Here is a 16,561-nt window from a genome sequence, read left to right on the forward strand (position 1 = left end):
AAAACAGGCTCAAAATGCTCATTTACAACTCGTAAACTCCGCTTTTTCGCCTGTTTTCGCCTTGTCTCGGCTGCCTCGCCTACATTTTTCAGCGGCCTGTTGATCCCACCACTACCGCAAGGAGAATCGAGATGAGCAACGCCCAAGCACAGATTCAACAGCAACTGGACTCCTGGGCCGCTGCCTGCCGGGCCAAGGATGTCAGCCGGATCATCGGCCACTATGCCGAGGATGTGGTGGCCTACGACGCCATTGGCCCGCTGCGCTTTGTCGGCCGCGCGGCCTATCAGGCGCATTGGCAGGCGTGCATGGAAATGTGCAGCGGCCAGGCCTTGTTCGAGATCCATCAACCGAGCTTTCTGCTCGGCGGCGAGCTGGCCGTGGTGCATTACCTGTTCCACTGCGGCGGTACCGATGACAAGGGCGAAATGCAAAGCAGCTGGATGCGCGTAAGCCAGTGTTTCCGCCAGTTTAAGGGCCACTGGCTGATCGCCCATGAGCATTTTTCCATGCCGGGCGACATGCAAAGCGGAAAGATTTTGTTTGATTTGCAGCCCTAACCTTGCAGCTCACGGGGCACAAGGGCTGCAGCGGATTGAGGGCGGCAGCGGGGCCGGTTTGTGGCTACGACCAACGTCTTAGGGCTTGCCTAAAGGGGGGCTTAGTGGCGTAGGCTGGAGTTGTCGCCTTGGTAGGCGGCGCTATTCGCGAACAGTTGAAGAAGGAAAGCTTTATGCAAATCCAAGTTCACAGCGATAACCACATCGAAGGCAGCGCACGGCTGGTGGAGTGGGTGAGTGCCAGTGTTGCCAGCAAGCTGGAACGCTTCGACGACGAACTGACCCGTATCGTCGTCCACCTGCATGACGACAATGGCTCCAAAGCCGGCGCGCATGACAAACGTTGCCAGATCGAAGCGCGGCCCAAAGGCCTGCAACCGCTTTCCGTTACCCATAAAGCCGAGTCGCTGGAGCAGGCCATTGAGGGCTCCATCGAAAAACTGCACCATGCCCTCGATCACCAATTCGGCAAACTGCGTAGCAAGCGCGTCGCGCCGCTGCACGCCGCCGAGGCCGGCGATATGCCTGGCCAGGACGCCTTGCTGCACGAGGACTTCCTCGCCGAGGAACGCCTGCGCGCCGTCTAGATAACCGCCCCGGGCAGCCCAGGCGGGCTGCCCATCAACCCATTGCCCGCGCCCCCGCAGCTTGCTGTGGGGGCGCTGTCGTTTCAGGGCAGCGCTTGTGCGCTGCCTGCCAGCGGCAACCGCCTGCCTGGAGCGGCAAAGCGCTTCCCCTCTGGTCAAGGCGGAGTCGGCGGAAAAGCCCGGTTTTACTGGGCCGCAGGAGGTTGGCCCATATTCTGCAGAAATCCTTGCCAGCTGACCTACGCAGGGATTCGCCATGACCAGTATTTCCAACAACTCGCCGCTGACGAACTACTTCGCCAATACCGCCAAGCCCAGCACGACCGGGGCTGCAGGCAGTGGCAGCAGCACGGACAAACCCAGCGTCACCGCGCCAGACCCGCTGGCCGAAATCCGCCGCTATGCCAGTAACCTGGTGGCCAACAGTCGTGGCGGCCTGCTGCGAGCGATGAATGCCGAGAGCAGCGGTGCCAGCAACGCCATTGCCAGTGATCGCTTTCGCCCGGTAGCCGAGCAGGACAGCGATACCTCGAAAATTGCCCTGCCGGATGTCGCCGAACTGGATCGCGAAGATGCGGCCAAGCTGCTGGCGCAGATCAACAAACTGGTCGACGCCGGCCTGGACAAGACCGACAGCTTCGTCGGCTACAACGGTGACCAGCAGACCGACTCGCTGACCACCTACCGCGACTGGCTGCAGGCTAGGGGCGGCGTCAGCATCTACGTCTAAGAAGCCGTCTCGGATCTGCTGCGCGTCGTTCCTGCTGCGTTAAGAACAGACTCGGAATACTCATTTACACCAGTAAACTCCGCTTCCTCGCCTGTTCTTGCCTTGCATGGCTCTAGCTCGCGAGACCCGAAACAGCTTCTGAGTCTTTTTCATTGCTGATTCGGCCTGCGCGTTGGGCTGGTTTCAGCGCGCGAGGTGCGCCAAGATCGCCCGAACACAGTTGTGGGCACGCCGCATGGGCATGCTCAGGTCGAGGGGGTTTATGGCTAGCAAGGGATTTATTCGGGCGTTCGCCGCCCTGGCGTTGGGGTTGCTGTGCATTGCAGAGGCCCAGGCCGCTGATGAGGCGCAACTGGTCGAAATGATCAATGGTTACCGCAGCCAGGTGCAGCGCTGTGGCGACCAGGCTTCCGCCGAGCTGCCACCGCTGACGGCCGATTCGCGCCTGGTGCAGCCGGTGGGCCGCTCGGGGGATTTGCAGCAGGCGATGAGTGCGGCCGGCTATCCGATGGTCAATGTCCAGGCCATCAGCCTGTCCGGCCCGCGTGATGCGGCGGCGGCGCTGAAGGTGCTGCAGGAGAGTTTCTGCAGGATCGTGCTGGACCCGCAGTTTGTCGATATCGGGGTCAAGCAGCAGGACCGCGAATGGCGCATCCTGCTGGCCCGGCCGCTGCTGGCTGCGCGCCTGGGTGACTGGCAGGCGGAAGGGCAGAAGTTGCTGGCACAACTCAATACCGCCCGCGGCACACCGCGTCAGTGCGGTGGCCAGGCTTTTGCGGCGGCCGCGCCGCTGGTGTGGAATGCCACTCTGGGCAGCACCGCCGAAGCCCACAGCCGGGCCATGGCCAACGGCAACTTCTTCGATCATCAGGACCCCGACGGCCGCACCCCCGGTGACCGCGCGGAACTGGCCGGCTACAGCGGCCAGCGCGTCGGTGAAAACATCGCCGCCGGGTTGGATACCGGCAGCAAGGTGATCGCCGGCTGGCTGGCCAGCCCCGGCCACTGCGCCAACCTGATGAACCCTCAATTCAGCGAACTGGGCGCGGCCTACGCCAACGACCCCAAGAGCGACGCGGGGATCTACTGGACGGCGCTGTTTGGCGCGCCGTAAGCCGTATTGCTGGCGCGCTGGCGGTTAACGCTCAGCGCACATTGATGCGCAGCGCCACCCCGCCGACTACCTTGCCGTTCTCGCGTTGCAGCAGATCGAGTACAAAGCTGCTGCCGCGCTTGGCATCCGCCGGCAGCGTGACGCGCAGCCCCAGCCGTTGCGATTCCAGCGGGCGCAGCACAACGGGCAGTTGCGCCTGCTTACCCTTGGCGAAGGCCAGCTCCAGTGCGCCGGGAAAACTCTCGACGAGCTGTTCTGCGCTCTTGCCGGTCAGTAGCTGATCGCTGCTCGGGATCGCCGCATGGCTGTGGCTGGCGCAATCCAGTTGCGTATCAGCCGCCGGTTTGGCCCTGGATGCTGAGGCGTCGGTCAGTGCCGGCAGCTGCAGGGCATTGGCCCTGAGCTTGGGTGGCAGCGCGCGTTTATCCAGCAGCAGACTGGCCTGCAGCGATTCCAGCGCCTCGGGGCGGCGCAACTCGAAGAGCACGCTGCGCGTCTGCCGGGCGCGCAGGCTGATCGCCATAAAGGGCAGCACTATCCACCTATTCGGGGCCAGATCGACCACGCTGAGGTTCTTCTGCGCCAGGTTGTTCTGTTGCCACACATGGCGTCCGGCTTGCGGATGGTCGAAGCGGCTGAATACGGCAGCCAACAGACAGGGATGGCTGCCCACCGGCGGTATCGCGCTGCGTGGCAGGCGCGCCTTGACGATGCGGCTCTCGCCCGGACCCAGGTCGAAATCCGCCGCCGCGGTAACTGCGGGGAGAAAGTCGGCCGGGTAGACGAACTGACTGCCGGCGTACTGCTTGATATTGAAGCTGACTGCCAGATGCCGCGCGCTGGCCGTGGCACTGCGGTTGCGCACGCGGGCGTGAATCCAGTTGTCCTGGCCGTATTCGAGGTTCTGGTGCTCCAGGCCATCGTCATCGCGGTTGCGAATCCACAGGTCCGGTGAATCCCAGAAGCGTCCGGCCCAGTCGTTGGCACCGGGGTCGGCGGCATCGTCGCGCAGCCAGACATCGGGCAGTGGTGCTGGGTCGGCCAGGCCGTAGACGAAACGGTGGAAGGCATCCACGCAGGTCGGGTTGCCGCCACGGGCGAGCAGAAAGCACTCCAACTCCTCGGTTTTTACCGGCTGTGGGTAGCGCGCCAGGTAGAAACTGCGCATCAAATCGCCCAGGGTTGCGGCACCGAGCAGCGCGGCCATGCCCTTCCAGAAACGCTCGCCGGCCCCATAGGAAGAGCCATGGGTGACCCGCACCCAGGGGTTGCGCGGACACAACGCCAGGGCCGCCTCGGCGAAGTTGAAGGGCAGCACGCCCACCGCGCCGTTGTCGTGGTAAGTGGTCCAGGCCTCGTCGAACCAGGCGTCGGCCTGGCTGGCCGGCTTCAGCCCGCGTGCCCACCAGCTGTGAAAGGTCTCGTGGCGCAGCGGCCCGGTACCGGTGGTGGTGCCGCCTTCGTACTCCATGCCGCCCTGGTGGATAAAGGCGGTGAAGCGGTTACCGTGGATATAGCGGCCGGAGCTGTTCTCGTTGTCGGCGAGAAAGCCGGCGATGGCATTGGCCTGGTTGACCAGGTTGGCGGCGCTGCTGGTGAGCTTCCAGGTGGTGATCGCCACATTAGTGCCGGACACCGGCAGCACGGCGTTGACCGTCGCGCTCTGCAGGCTGTCGCTGGCGCGCAGTTCCAGCAGCGGCGACAAGGCGCTGTAGCGTGCGGGGAAATCGATACGCCAGTGATTGCTTCCCAGGATTGTGACGCTGCCATTGCTGATTGGGGTATGCGCCACGGCGGTACCGGTCAGCTGCAGTTGCAGGCTGAGCTCGAACTGGTCGTGAATCAGATTGGCCGGGACGAAGGCCTCCAGATAGCGCCCCGCACCCAGGTCGGTGAAACCGAAGTTGAAGGCCAGCCGCGGCCCCGCGCTCCAGACGATCTGCGGCAGGTAGGAACCGGCCATGGAAGCCTGCGGCACGCCGACCGAATAAGTCAGACGCAGGCTGTGGCTGCTGCCGGCATCCAGCACGCGGTTGAGTACGCGCAGGTTGGCGTTGGCACCGCCGCCGAAGTCGTGGCTGGCGACGTCGGCCAGCGCCACCACCGCGCCATCCAGCCACACGCCGGTGACGGTCTGGCGCAGGTCGAAAATCGGGCAGCCGGCATGTCGGCCGAGGCGAAATTCCAGGGTGGCGTCGCCGCTGATCTGCTGTGTGGCAGCATCGAACAGCAGGCTGGCGTCGACCCGCAGGATATCCATGGGCACCGCCCACAGGCCATCGACCCGCTTGGGCGGCGGTGCCAGGGTCAGGCTGCTGTTCGGCGCAGCCAGTGGCGGTAACTTGGCCAGCAAGCCGGTCAGGCCGCTTACGCATTCGCCGTCGCTGGCCACGCAGCTGCCGCTGTTGCGCTTGAGAATGGCGCGCCAGCCATAGCCGCGCGCTGCCTGCACATGGGCCAGTTCCTCGCTGACGAAGATCGCCCGCTCGCTGGCGGCGCTGTGTTGTGCCTTGCTCAGCGCCAGGTCGAAGATCGCCTGCGCCGGCTTGCCAAGGTTGCCCGGCACCTCGCTGGACAGGGTGAGCAACGCAGGCTCGATATAGCGGGTCAAATGCAGCGACGCGAGTATCGCCAACACATCGGCCACGGTCGTAGCGGCGGCCTGGTTGGACAGCAGGCCGAGGCGGTAGCCACGGGCCTTGAGCACTTGCAGGCAATCCAGGCAGTCGGGGTAACGCAAGCGTACGCCGCCCGGGCCAGTAAACGTCAGGGTATCGCCCAGGTCGAAGAAGACTGTGGTGGGAACAATTGAGCCAGACATGGTGCCTCCTTGGCGCTACTGAAAAGGCTCTTGCAGGGTGTCGGGCTTGCTCCGCTCAGGGTGCCCGGCGATAGCTGAAGCGGCAGCCCGCGGGGTCGGTGAAGGTCAGGGTGCCGTCGCTGAGGCTGTAGGTGTAGGTGACGACTTCGTCGTTGGCGGTGGACAGCGCCAGTTTGCCGGGGGCCTGCAGCGCCCAGGTGCCCTGGTCCCACCAGGTGAAGGTGCCGGCCGGCGCGCTGCTGCCGGAGTACAGGCCGTTGCTTTGCAGGTGCAGGTGCTCGGCATAACCGGCGGCGCAGTGTTCCTGGCCGTTCCTGTACCAGTTGCCTGGCAGTTGTGCATCATGCAGATCCATTCTGACTCTCCTTGGTCGCTTTGTTGTGGAGCGCGCGGGGCGTCTGCCCCGCGCATTCCGTTTCACCCCGGGTGAACTACTTGGCGCTGGTCAGCCGGGTTGGCTTGGCCTTGGCCTTGCTCACCTTCGGCAGGCTGCCGCCGGCGTCGCCGATCAAACGCTCGAGCTTGTTGTGCTCACTACTGCTCATCACCGTGTCGTAATCGAGCAACGCCGTAGCGGCCTTGGTGTCTGCCTTGCGCTTCATAAAGCGGCTGGCCAGGCGCTTGGTCTCGATGGCGGCGAAGTGCGGTTTGAGCACCGGTGAATCCAGCGCAGCCTGGATCGCGGCAATGCCATCGGTGAGGTGGTCCCCGCCGATGGCCAGCACCAGATGCGCATCCGGTGTGGTGAGCACCTTGTGCGCGGCTTCCGCGTGGGCGGCGTCGACGGCGGCGGTGACCATCACACTGGCACTGCCAGCGAGATGGGCGACCATGCCCTCGATCTCCCAATGCACCTCGACCTGCACCTCATGGATGCCCGATACGCCGAACAACGCACCTTCGGCACCGCGCATCAGGGTCATCGACTCTTCGATCTGCGCGCCGGGTGCGAGCAGCTTGAACGGCGAGTCTTCGATGCAGTGGATGAGGGTGCGGAAGCTGCGCACGGTGCCCGATGGGTCGGTCACCCGGCCGCTAACGCTCTCGCTTTTCAGGCTCAGGCTGGCCGGTACCAGCAGTGGCTGATCACCCTGATTGCGCAGGGTGACGCCGATCCGCACCGGTGCACCCAACGGCAGTTCGCCGAGCAGCGGGGTGACCTCCAGGGTTAGGCCGAGCACGTCCGCTTCCAGGTCGGTCGGGCTGATACTCGGGGTGGCGTTGGAGGCACTGCCGAAGGCCACCGAACCGGGTCGCACGAAGGGGTCTGGATAGTGACGCAGCTGCTTGAGGTTATCCGGGTGGAAGGCCCACTGGATATTGCTCGGGAACGGCGTGGCGGGCGTGCCGGCGGCGGCGATCACGTCGCTGGTGCACATAAAGCCGAAGTCCGCCGAATTGTGGTACAGGCCCAGGGCATGCCCCAGTTCGTGCACCGCGGTGCGGAAGTAGGGTGCCGCCGCCGTGCCGAAACGCTGCCCGCTGACGGTGCCCCAGCCGGGGTCGATGATCCAGTGCGAGGAGATGCCGACACCCTCGCGCGGCACGTTGTTGGAGTCGGTGCCACCGTTGTCGTACATGATGCCGCGCGGCGTGGAGTCGATGTTCTTCACCGCGAGGATGTGGTAACGCCACTCGGTGTCGAGGTTGACCACCGCGCGCTTGGCTAACATCCCGGCATGCATCTCGGCGTTGGACCAGGAGTTGCCGCTGGGTTCGACGACATTGGTGTCGCTGAGGTGCACCGTGGTCTGCCAACCCACCGCATCCATCACCGTGGTCCAGGTATGACCGACACCGCTGTTGGTAGGCCGTTCGGAGCCATTGACGGTGTCGATCTCCACCGTGCAGCGGCGCAGGTAGGTGGAGAGCCAACCCATGGTCAGGCGTCCGACCACCACATTGGCGGCGTTCTTCACATCGCCTTCGGCATAGTCCGACGGCGACGGAAAGCCCGCCGGCCCCGCCATGCGCACCATCTGCGCGGTCAGCGTGCTGTCCAGCACCCAGCTATTGGGCGCGGTGAAGCGGTATAGCTGGAAGCCCAGGCTGAAGCTGTTGCCCAGGTAGAAATACTCCGGCAGCGCGGTCACCCGCACGTAGTAGCGATAGCGCGAGCGCGCCAGGATCGGGATGCCCCCCGCCGGGTTCGGTCCCGCCAGCAGGATCGGCTTCAACGACAGGTTGGGGCTGGGGTTGAGCTTGCTCTGCAGGTTCGGGAAGGGCGAGGCGATGGGTACCGGCAGGAAAATCACCGGGCGCTGGTAGAGGTCGCCACTGGCTGTGCGCCCTTCGCTGTGCGACTCGACCCGCAGCGTGCCGTCATACGACACCAGCGGCGCGCCGCTGGGCTTGTAGTTGAGCAGCCAGCAGCCGGCTCGCAGGCTACGAAACTGCGGAAAGACAATCTGTCCGGGCTGTAGCTGCAGGTTGGGGTTGATCGCCAGGTTGGCGTTGTTGATAGAGGCGTTGCTCAGGCCTGGGCCATCTTCCGTACTGGACGGAAGCAGGTCGGGCATGGGCGGGATTTTCGAACTTTCAGGCAGGTGAGACATTGCTGAACACTCCTATTCAACAAGGGGCGCACCCTGCCCGTAAAACTTCTCACTGCGCGAGCTACTGCACTGCTGTGGCACGTCACCCTTGGATTGATATCCATGTGGTTTAACTCATGCACACAGCGCGAAGCACATGAGGAAAAACAGTATGGGACGGCGTTGTTGAATCTGATGTGCCGTCCATCCGGCAAGTCGGGCGGCAAGACGAACGGATGCTGGCGTTTGGCTATGGTGCGTGCTTGACGCCCCGCTTACTTGAACGGGGGTGAACCCGGGTCCTGGCCGTGGTGCGCGCGGCCAGGCTCATCAGCTGCTGGAACTTCGGGCACTCCAGGTGGTTTTCCGCCGGGCAGGAGGCCGCATGGCGCAGGCCGTCGCGGATGGCGCTGAGGCGCTTGATGCTGCGGTCCAGCTCGTCGGCCTTGGCCTGCAGCTGCGCGCGGTCAATTACCGGCTGGGAGCCGGCAGCGAGCATGGCGGCGATTTCATCCAGGGAGAACCCGGCCTCGCGGCCCAGCGCAATCAGGGCCAGGCGCTGGATCACCGACTCGTTGAACACCCGCTTGAGGCCGTTGCGGCCGATGGAGCGGATCAGGCCTTTTTCTTCGTAATAGCGCAGCGTCGACGCCGGTAAACCGGACCAGTGCGAGGCTTTGCCGATATCCATCTCTTTCATCCTTGACCTCAAGTTGACTTGAACTGGCAGGCTTATGAAAACAGCCTTTCAGACAAAGCAAAAGAGGTGGATATGAACAGTCAATTGATCCTGCAGGTGCTTCTGCTGGGCGTGGGTGCAACGCTGTTGATGGATGCCTGGGCGCTGGCGCGGCGACGCTTGTTCGGCATTGCCTCGCTCGACTACGCCCTGGTCGGCCGCTGGTTGGGGCATATGCGCCATGGCCGTTTCCAGCATGCGGCCATCGGTAAGGCGCAACCTGTAGGTGGCGAGCGGCTGCTGGGCTGGTGCAGCCATTACCTGATCGGCGTGGCCTTTGTCGGCCTGTTTGTGGTGCTGGTAGGGCCGCAGTGGTTATGCCGGCCAACGCTGTTGCCGGCGCTGCTGCTAGGCATTGTCAGCGTGGCTGCGCCCTTGCTGCTGATGCAGCCGGCATTCGGTATGGGTCTGGCAGCCTCACGCATGGCCAATCCCTGGCAAGTCAGGCTACGTGCGTTGGTTACGCACCTGGTGTTCGGCGTTGGCGTATACCTGGCCGGCTGGCTGGGGGCGCAGTTGTTTGCCTCGCCCCTCTGCCACTAGCAGGCTGTTGCTTGGCCCAGCACCCGCGCCAGATGCTGCTCGTAGCGGGCGATGTCGGCCTCGATGGCGGGGCGCTTCATCACGTCGACGCAGAGGAAGGTCGGCAGGGCATTCATGCCGAGGAACTGATTGGCCTTGTGGAAGGGCAGGTACACGGCGTCCACGCCCAGACCTTCGAAGAAGTCCGTCGGGTCGTCGAAGGCTTGCTGCGGGGCGTTCCAGGTCAGCGACAGCATGTACTGCTTGCCCTGGATCAGGCCGCCGCTGCCGTATTTTTGCGAGGCGTCCGAGCGGGTGCGGCCGTCGCTGGCGTAGAGGCTGCCGTGGCCTGCGGTAAACACCTCGTCGAGGTACTTCTTCACCGTCCAGGGCGCGCCCATCCACCAGCCGGGCATCTGATAGATGATCACATCGGCCCAGAGGAATTTTTGCACCTCTTCGGCGACGTCGTAGCCGCTGTCGATATGGGTGTGCTTGAGGTCGAAACCGGCGCGGTCGAGAAAGGCCAGCGCGGTGTCGTGCAGGGTGGTGTTGTAACGGCCGTCGGAATGGGCGAACTGTTTACCGCCGTTGAGCAGCAGGATCTTCTTCATGGCATGGGCCTCGGTCAATTGATGGCGGCATGCTAGGGCGCGTGAGCGGGTAGAAACAGCCGTTCGCGCGCAAATGACATGTGACTAAAAAGCATGAATTAGCCGGATTTGGCTGTTGTGGGGTAAATAAATACACCCTGCCAGGAGACCAGAATGGCTGATCAATAGGGTTACCTGCGCCGTGATTGCGTGATTGCGTGATTGCGTGATTGCGTGATCCGCGAGATCGAGATGCTTAGCCCGGCGAGTTAGGGCCGGGCTGTGTGCGCTACTTGCGCTTACTGCTGAGGGGCGGGCGTGGCATTGGCCGCGGCGGACCAGATGCGGTAGCGCACCTGTACATCGGCTGGGGCGTAGATCACCAGTGGCAGCTTGCTGTTGTAACGCACCAGCATCGGTTCGCCACCCACCGCGACAAAGGCCTGTTTGTGGCTGTTGTCGGGGCAGGCCATCAGGGTGCTCATCGCCGGGCCGACCTGGCCCAGCTCGTAGTAGGTGTAGCCCCAACCGGCCGCAGTTTTTTCCTGCCACTGGCCGCCCAGACGCTGCTGGTTGCAGTCCACCTCCAGGGTCTTGCCGGCGATCAGCTCGACCTTGTGCTCGGCCTCATTGGCCTGGACCGGTAGCTCGATCACATGGCGGTTATAGCCGGTGCTGGCCGCCGGGTAAGGCTTGAGCGCCTCAGGTGTGGCGGCGCAGGCGGCCAATGGCAGGGCGCAGGCGAGAGCGAGCAGGGGCAGTTTCGGCGAGGTCATAAAGAGTCCTTGGTGTATGGGCCTTGTGGGCCGTCCGTTGAACACTGCATGGGTTGAGCAGTGGTGCCGGGTTGGCTGGGTAGCCAACTGACCCTGGTGGGTAGGTGAAGTTCCTCGGCTTAGCCCGTCGGCGGCGCAGTCATGCGGCGCATACCTCAATGCACGATAAGGCGTTCGCGCACCAGCGCCTGAGCCTGTTGGGCCATCTGGTCGAGTTGACGGTCGCGCTGTTTCTCCGCATCGCTCATGGCCCGCTTGCCGTGCTGTTTGACTAGATAGGCGTGAATCTGCCGGACTTCCTGGGACTGGAAGATCGGGGCCAGGTCCTGCACCGCCAGCATGCCGTCCGCGCTGTAGTTGCGGGTGCTCATCAGCACTTGCGGCCCCAGCGCCGTCAGCACCTGAAAGCCCATGGCCTCGAAGGTCGGCACCTTGCTGGCCACGCAGGCCAGTTCGGCATGCGGGTGGCGGTTGGTCATCTGTTGCAGCAGGGCGCGGGCGATGCCGTGGCGACGCTGACGGGTCTGTACGGCCATATAGGCCAGGGTACAGGCCGCTGGATCATCCTTGACCGGCAGGTAGAGGGCGAACCCCAGCACCTGGGATGGATCCTGATCATCCAGGGCCAGGATCAACCGCGCGCTGGTCTGCAGGGCACTGTCCATCGCCTGCAGGTACAGGTGCATCTCGTAGCCGATCACGTACTGGTACAGCTGGTAGAGGGGGTTGCTGGGCGTCAGCGACACCGGGCTGATGTCGCTGAGGTAGTCCACCACCATCTGCAGAACCTGGCTTTTCAGTGATTCGGGTGGCGGGGTGTCCAGGTGTACAAGGGTGAACATCGTCAGTCTGGCTCCGGGGCGTGCGCGATTGCGGTGGCGGCGTGGCCGGCATTGTAGCGCGCCACCTGGCAGGATCTGCACGAGGCTGGCCAAGCATCGGCTATGATGCGCGCCCGCCAAAGCCGCTCGCCCATCATCAGGTCACTATGTCCGTGAATGCCCTCTATACCGACCTGTCCGATTATTACGATCTGATGTGTGCCGATATCGACTACCAGGCGCAAAGCCACTGTATCCACCGGCTGCAGCAGCTGTTCGGCAATGCCGGGCAGCGCCACCTCGATCTGGCCTGCGGCACCGGGCCGCATGTGCGCCACTTTATCGATGCTGGCTATATAAGCAGCGGTCTCGATATCAACCAGCCGATGCTGGACAAGGCCGCTATTCGCTGCCCGCAAGCGCGCTTCGCGTTGCAGGACATGTGTGCTTTCACGGTGGCCGAGCCGCTGGACCTGATTACCTGCTTCCTCTATTCCATCCATTACAGCGGCGGCATCGACAGGCTCAAGGCCTGTATCGCCAGCGTGCATGGCGCGCTGGCCGCTGGCGGGGTGTTCTGCTTTAACGCCGTGGACAAGCACAAGATCGACAACGCGTTATTCGTGTCGCACTGCGCCAGGCACGCTGACGGCCTGTTCAGCTTCAGTTCCGGCTGGAACTACTGCGGTGAGGGCGAGCAGCAGTCATTGCGGCTGCGCATTGAAAAGACCTGCGCGGGTGAAACCCAGCTGTGGCACGACGAGCACCCCATGGTCGCGGTGAGCTTCGCCGAGTTGCAGGCGTTGCTGCAGCCGTACTTCGAGGTGCATGTGCTGGAGCATGACTACGAGAAGATCATTCCCTGGGACAGCCGCTCCGGCAACGCGATCTTTGCCTGCGTAAAAATCTAGCGGGGCGGGGCCGGCCACCCGATGGAAACTGCGCAGCGTTTGCCACCGGGGATATTCGGGCCGCCGATTTCAGGCCGGCTCTGCCGCTCGGTTTAGCTGCAGCGTCCGTTGCAGCTGCGCCACCAGGGCGTCGACCTGGTTCAGGGCCTGCGCCACCGACTCGGCCAGCAGCTCACCGCCCACTTCCTGACCCTCGATGGCAATCTGGTGCACCTGGGTAATGCCGATAAAGCCGAGGATGGTGATCAGGTTCGGTTCCAGATGGTTCAGATGCGCCATCTCGCCACCGACGCCAAAGCCGATACCGCCCCGGGCGCTGAGAATGACGGCATGCCGTGGCCGATCGGCCAGCAGCGGCACGTAAGGGTCGAGCGGGTTGCTCTCATCGATGTCCACGGTTCTGCCGGGGCGCACGATCTGGTCGATCCACGCCTTGAGCGCAGCCGGCATACCGAAGTTGTAGAGCGGCGCGCCGATCACCAGCACATCCGCCGCTAGCAACTCATCGACCAGGCGGTCGCTCTCCGCCAGGGTTTCGCGCATCCACGGTTCGCGCTGCGGCTCAGGGGTAAAGGAGGAGGCGATCCAGTCATGGCTGATAAAAGACGGCGGGTTCTGGCCGATGTCGCGGTAGCTAAGGCTGTCCTGCGCACGGCGGGCCAGCCATTGGCTGACAAAGCGCTGCGTGAGGTTGCGGCTGTGCGAGCCGTGTTGATCCTTGCCGGCGAGGCCGGGGCGGGCACTGGCGTCCAGGTGCAGGATATGGGGCATGTCGAGTCTCCTTTCGAAGTTGAATTCATCTGTTATTCGCAGCAGACTCAGGCTAAGTGCAGCCTGCACGGGCGACAAACGACGATTATTTTCAGGTATGAATGAGGAAGGTTCATCTATGGCGCAGCGCTGGTTACCTTCGCTTTCTGCCCTGCGGGCCTTTGAGGCGGCAGCTCGCCACGAGAGCGCCAAGCAGGCCGCCGAAGAACTCTCGGTGACCGCCACGGCGATCAGTCACCAGATTCGCGCACTGGAAGAGTCGCTCGGGGTCGCGCTGTTTCTGCGCAAGCCGCGCCAGCTGGAATTGACCACCCAGGGGCGCGAGCTGCAGCAGGTGCTGGAAAGCGCGTTCGACAGCATCAGCGCCACGGCGGTACGCCTTAGCGCAGTGCCCTGTCGCCAGGCCATTACGCTCAGCACCACGCCTGCGGTGGCGGTGCGCTGGCTGCTGTCCTGGGTATGCCTGCTGCGCGATGCCCATCCGAATATTGATCTGCGCATCCACGCCTCGCATGAGCCGGTGGCGCTGGACGGCGTTACCGCAGATATCGCCATCCGTTATGGCGACGGCCGCTGGCCGGGGCTGGTGGCGGAGAAGCTGTTCGACAACACCTTTATCCCGGCCTGCAGCCCGCTGCTCGGTTTGCACGATGCGGCCGAGCTGCCCAAGCATTCGCTGATCCACTTCCGCAACCAGGCCGTGGTTTCTTCACCGCTGGATTGGGCCGTGTGGCAGAAGCAGGCCCAGGTGCCGGGGCTGGATGTCGGCGCCGGGCTGGTGTTCTCCGACGAGACCCACGCCGTCTCGGCCGCCATCGGCGCCCAGGGTGTGGCGCTGATGAGCCGTCAACTGATCGAGGATGAGCTGAGGGAAGGGCGGTTGGTGCAGCCTTTCGGCCCGGAGCTGGAAGGCAAGCCGTTCTTTCTGGTGTACCCGGAGAACCGTAAGAACGATCCGACCATTCAGGCGGTGCGCGATTGGGTGATGGCGGTGCCGGGGGGGCTTTGTACGCTGTAGCGTTGGGCGGCATAGCAGCTATTCGGCGGGACTTCGTGCTGCTCATGGCACCTGCTAGCTATCCGTGCCAAGATTTGCCGGTAGATAAGCGAGAGGTTTTGCCATGGATCTGCAGAAAATTGAGGATGAAGCCCTGCACCTTCCCAAGAAGGAGCGGGCGCAGCTGATTCAGCGGTTGGTCTTGAGTCTGGACGCTCCCTCAGAAGAAGAGCTGCGGTCAGACTGGTTGCTTGAGGCGCGGCGGCGAGCAGAAGAGCTTGATAGTGGCGCGGTTCAGGCTGTGCCCGGTGATGAGGTAATGAAGAAGGCCAGAGCCCTGATTCGATGAATTATTCTTTTCACCCGGCAGCGGAAGCCGAGTTTCTGGAATCAGTCGGTTATTACGAATCGAAGGTTTCTGGATTGGGTGGGGCCTTCATCATGGAGTTCGAAGCTCTGGCCGCATTGATTGGCGAGTCACCGAAAGCCTGGCGCGTTGAACTTGAGCCAGATATCCGCAGCGTTCCCCTCCAGCGCTTTCCGTTATCCATTGTTTACCGGGAAACGTCTGACGGTTTTCAGGTTCTGGCTGTTGCCCATCACCGCCGACGTCCACAGTACTGGCTTGGCAGGTTTTAACTCATCAATTAGCACGGCCTGCCACATCCAGTGAATTTTTATCGAATTCGTGGGAGGGGCTTTAGCCGCGAGCTTTGCTGCTTTTTTGGGGGCTTTGTATGCGCCGCTTATTTGTTGTTTGGGCTAACGGTTGACTCGCTTCGCTCGCCCTGCGGGCCAGCCTTCGGCTGTTACTTCGCTACGCTGCGTTTCGCCCTTACGGCGGGTCACTTCTGGCAGACGCCCCAGAAGTAAGCAAGAGGTCTTGCCCCTTGCATCCGGCCCGACTTCGTCGGGTTCCCTCGCTCCATCATTGCTCCAGGGGTCGGCGTACAAGGGCCGTCCCTGGCTCTTTACGCCTCTCGCCGCATCCATGCGGCTCACTCCCTTGACTCGCTTCGCTCGCCCTTCGGGCCAGCCTGCGGCTGTTACTTCGCTGCGCTCCGTTTCACAACGATTCCATTCGGCCTGCTGATGGGGCGTTTGTCCTGGCCCGAGCGGATTGGTTCGGCGGAGCAGCGAGTTGGCTTTTGATTTGTAGGATGGGTGGAGCAGAGCGATACCCATGCGGTTAGGCGCGCGTCTGGTTGATGGGTATCGCTGCGCTCAACCCATCCTACGAACTTCGCGTTTTTCGCCGTGGATATCCGGGCTGGTGGCTCAGATGAACTGCTTGGGTGCGCTGGCTATGCGCTGGTATTTGCGCAGCTCCCGCTTACCGCTGCGCAGATCCAGAAAGAATATCTCTCCGCTGCGCCAGACCAGCATCCACGCGGTGACGGTCACGACTCCCACGGGGATGGTGCCCTCAATGCCCAGCGCCATGGCTGTCAGTACCAGGGCGAGGGCGACCCCAAATAACACCAGCGCCACCAGCCGCTGGGTGCGGATATCCCCTCTGAGTTGTTCGCTCTTTTCGCTAAAGGTGTTGCTGATGGCGTGCTGCAGGCGCTCGCGCTCATCTTCAGGGCAGCGGATTTGCAGGTTTAGCTCGGGGTGGTACCAGGCGCTGTCTGACAGGTAGTCCGCCAGCTCGGAGCTCAGCCTGGGGGTGTCCGGTGAGGCAAATGGGTTGAGGTAATCGTGCGTGATCGTCAGGTCGATTTTTTTAGTCATAACGAACCTTGGTCTGTTCAGGTGTGAGCGCAGCTTCAGTGCCCGAGTTAAACCTAGTCGCAAGACAGCTGTTTTGCGTGAGTTCGCCGCTTATGTATTGTCCGCTCGAATGGTTGACTCGCTTCGCTCGCCCTGCGGGCCAGCCTGCGGCTGTTACTCCGCTGCGCTGCGTTTCGCCCTTACGGCGGCTCACTTTTGGCAGACGCCCCAAAAGTAAGCAAAAGGTCTTGCCCCTTGCATCCGGGTCTCGCTGCGCTCGACTTCCCTCGTTCCATCATTGCTCCAGGGGCACGCCGCGAAGGGCCATCCCTGGCCCATCGCGGCTCTCGCGGCATCCATGCCGCTCAACCC

General features: G+C 63.2%; 18 protein-coding genes. 9 read left to right on the plus strand and 9 right to left on the minus strand.

Going from position 1 to position 16,561, the window contains the following annotated elements; translation table 11 throughout:
- The first annotated feature begins 131 nt into the window (after positions 1–131).
- The 4 genes from WBK23_RS16525 (at position 132) to WBK23_RS16540 (ending at position 2,991) form a co-directional block, all read left to right on the plus strand.
- The gene (locus WBK23_RS16525; RefSeq protein WP_424485015.1) at positions 132–560 is read left to right on the plus strand and encodes a YybH family protein; all 429 of its coding nucleotides are present in this window, start codon (positions 132–134) and stop codon (positions 558–560) included.
- Positions 561–733: 173 nt separating this feature from the next.
- Positions 734–1,147 (plus strand): HPF/RaiA family ribosome-associated protein, encoded by a 414-nt coding sequence (locus WBK23_RS16530; RefSeq protein WP_424485016.1) that lies wholly within the window; start codon positions 734–736, stop codon positions 1,145–1,147.
- 256 nt (positions 1,148–1,403) lie between these two features.
- Positions 1,404–1,877, plus strand: a complete 474-nt coding sequence (locus WBK23_RS16535) for a hypothetical protein (protein WP_424485017.1) — start codon at positions 1,404–1,406, stop codon at positions 1,875–1,877.
- A gap of 262 nt (positions 1,878–2,139) precedes the next feature.
- Positions 2,140–2,991, plus strand: a complete 852-nt coding sequence (locus WBK23_RS16540; RefSeq protein ID WP_424485018.1) for a CAP domain-containing protein — start codon at positions 2,140–2,142, stop codon at positions 2,989–2,991.
- A 31-nt stretch (positions 2,992–3,022) separates the two neighbouring features.
- On the opposite strand, the gene WBK23_RS16545 is transcribed toward WBK23_RS16540, so the two are convergent.
- From WBK23_RS16545 to WBK23_RS16560, 4 genes are all read right to left on the minus strand, one after another.
- The gene (locus WBK23_RS16545) at positions 3,023–5,812 is read right to left on the minus strand and encodes a hypothetical protein (protein ID WP_424485019.1); all 2,790 of its coding nucleotides are present in this window, start codon (positions 5,810–5,812) and stop codon (positions 3,023–3,025) included.
- A gap of 55 nt (positions 5,813–5,867) precedes the next feature.
- Positions 5,868–6,167 (minus strand): hypothetical protein, encoded by a 300-nt coding sequence (locus tag WBK23_RS16550; protein ID WP_424485020.1) that lies wholly within the window; start codon positions 6,165–6,167, stop codon positions 5,868–5,870.
- A 76-nt stretch (positions 6,168–6,243) separates the two neighbouring features.
- A complete protein-coding gene (locus WBK23_RS16555) occupies positions 6,244–8,331 on the minus strand; it encodes a hypothetical protein (protein WP_424485021.1) in 2,088 nt (695 codons plus the stop codon).
- A 265-nt stretch (positions 8,332–8,596) separates the two neighbouring features.
- On the minus strand, positions 8,597–9,046 hold the full coding sequence (locus WBK23_RS16560; protein ID WP_424485022.1) for a helix-turn-helix domain-containing protein: 450 nt from the start codon (positions 9,044–9,046) through the stop codon (positions 8,597–8,599).
- 72 nt (positions 9,047–9,118) lie between these two features.
- Here WBK23_RS16560 and WBK23_RS16565 point away from each other — a divergent pair, with 72 nt between their 5' ends.
- A complete protein-coding gene (locus WBK23_RS16565) occupies positions 9,119–9,628 on the plus strand; it encodes a DUF2938 domain-containing protein (RefSeq protein WP_424485023.1) in 510 nt (169 codons plus the stop codon).
- Here WBK23_RS16565 and WBK23_RS16570 read toward each other — a convergent pair.
- The 3 genes from WBK23_RS16570 to WBK23_RS16580 form a co-directional block, all read right to left on the minus strand.
- Positions 9,625–10,221 (minus strand): NAD(P)H-dependent oxidoreductase, encoded by a 597-nt coding sequence (locus tag WBK23_RS16570; RefSeq protein ID WP_424485024.1) that lies wholly within the window; start codon positions 10,219–10,221, stop codon positions 9,625–9,627. The two genes, WBK23_RS16565 and WBK23_RS16570, sit on opposite strands and share 4 nt — an antisense overlap.
- Positions 10,222–10,499: 278 nt before the next feature.
- The gene (gene eco, locus WBK23_RS16575; RefSeq protein WP_424485025.1) at positions 10,500–10,976 is read right to left on the minus strand and encodes a serine protease inhibitor ecotin; all 477 of its coding nucleotides are present in this window, start codon (positions 10,974–10,976) and stop codon (positions 10,500–10,502) included.
- Between the two features lie 155 nt (positions 10,977–11,131).
- On the minus strand, positions 11,132–11,818 hold the full coding sequence (locus tag WBK23_RS16580; protein WP_424485026.1) for a GNAT family N-acetyltransferase: 687 nt from the start codon (positions 11,816–11,818) through the stop codon (positions 11,132–11,134).
- 146 nt (positions 11,819–11,964) lie between these two features.
- On the opposite strand from WBK23_RS16580, the gene WBK23_RS16585 reads away from it, so the two are divergent.
- The gene (locus WBK23_RS16585; protein ID WP_424485027.1) at positions 11,965–12,708 is read left to right on the plus strand and encodes a class I SAM-dependent DNA methyltransferase; all 744 of its coding nucleotides are present in this window, start codon (positions 11,965–11,967) and stop codon (positions 12,706–12,708) included.
- Positions 12,709–12,777: 69 nt separating this feature from the next.
- Here the strand turns inward: WBK23_RS16585 and WBK23_RS16590 are convergent, their stop codons facing one another.
- Positions 12,778–13,479, minus strand: coding sequence for an FMN-dependent NADH-azoreductase (locus tag WBK23_RS16590; protein WP_424485028.1), 702 nt, complete (start codon positions 13,477–13,479; stop codon positions 12,778–12,780).
- A 118-nt stretch (positions 13,480–13,597) separates the two neighbouring features.
- Between WBK23_RS16590 and WBK23_RS16595 the strand changes: the two genes are divergently transcribed.
- The 3 genes from WBK23_RS16595 (at position 13,598) to WBK23_RS16605 (ending at position 15,115) form a co-directional block, all read left to right on the plus strand.
- Positions 13,598–14,497 (plus strand): LysR substrate-binding domain-containing protein, encoded by a 900-nt coding sequence (locus tag WBK23_RS16595; RefSeq protein WP_424485029.1) that lies wholly within the window; start codon positions 13,598–13,600, stop codon positions 14,495–14,497.
- A 103-nt stretch (positions 14,498–14,600) separates the two neighbouring features.
- Positions 14,601–14,825, plus strand: a complete 225-nt coding sequence (locus tag WBK23_RS16600; protein WP_424485030.1) for an addiction module protein — start codon at positions 14,601–14,603, stop codon at positions 14,823–14,825.
- Entirely contained in the window at positions 14,822–15,115 is a 294-nt protein-coding gene (locus tag WBK23_RS16605; protein ID WP_424485031.1) for a type II toxin-antitoxin system RelE/ParE family toxin, read from the plus strand. The genes WBK23_RS16600 and WBK23_RS16605 overlap by 4 nt, the downstream gene beginning before the upstream one ends.
- 639 nt (positions 15,116–15,754) lie before the next feature.
- Here WBK23_RS16605 and WBK23_RS16610 read toward each other — a convergent pair.
- Complete coding sequence (locus tag WBK23_RS16610) at positions 15,755–16,210, minus strand: hypothetical protein (RefSeq protein WP_424485032.1); 456 nt, start codon at positions 16,208–16,210, stop codon at positions 15,755–15,757.
- Positions 16,211–16,561 lie beyond the last annotated feature (351 nt).

This window comes from Pseudomonas sp. (assembly GCF_049653025.1).
Lineage (GTDB): Bacteria > Pseudomonadota > Gammaproteobacteria > Pseudomonadales > Pseudomonadaceae > Aquipseudomonas.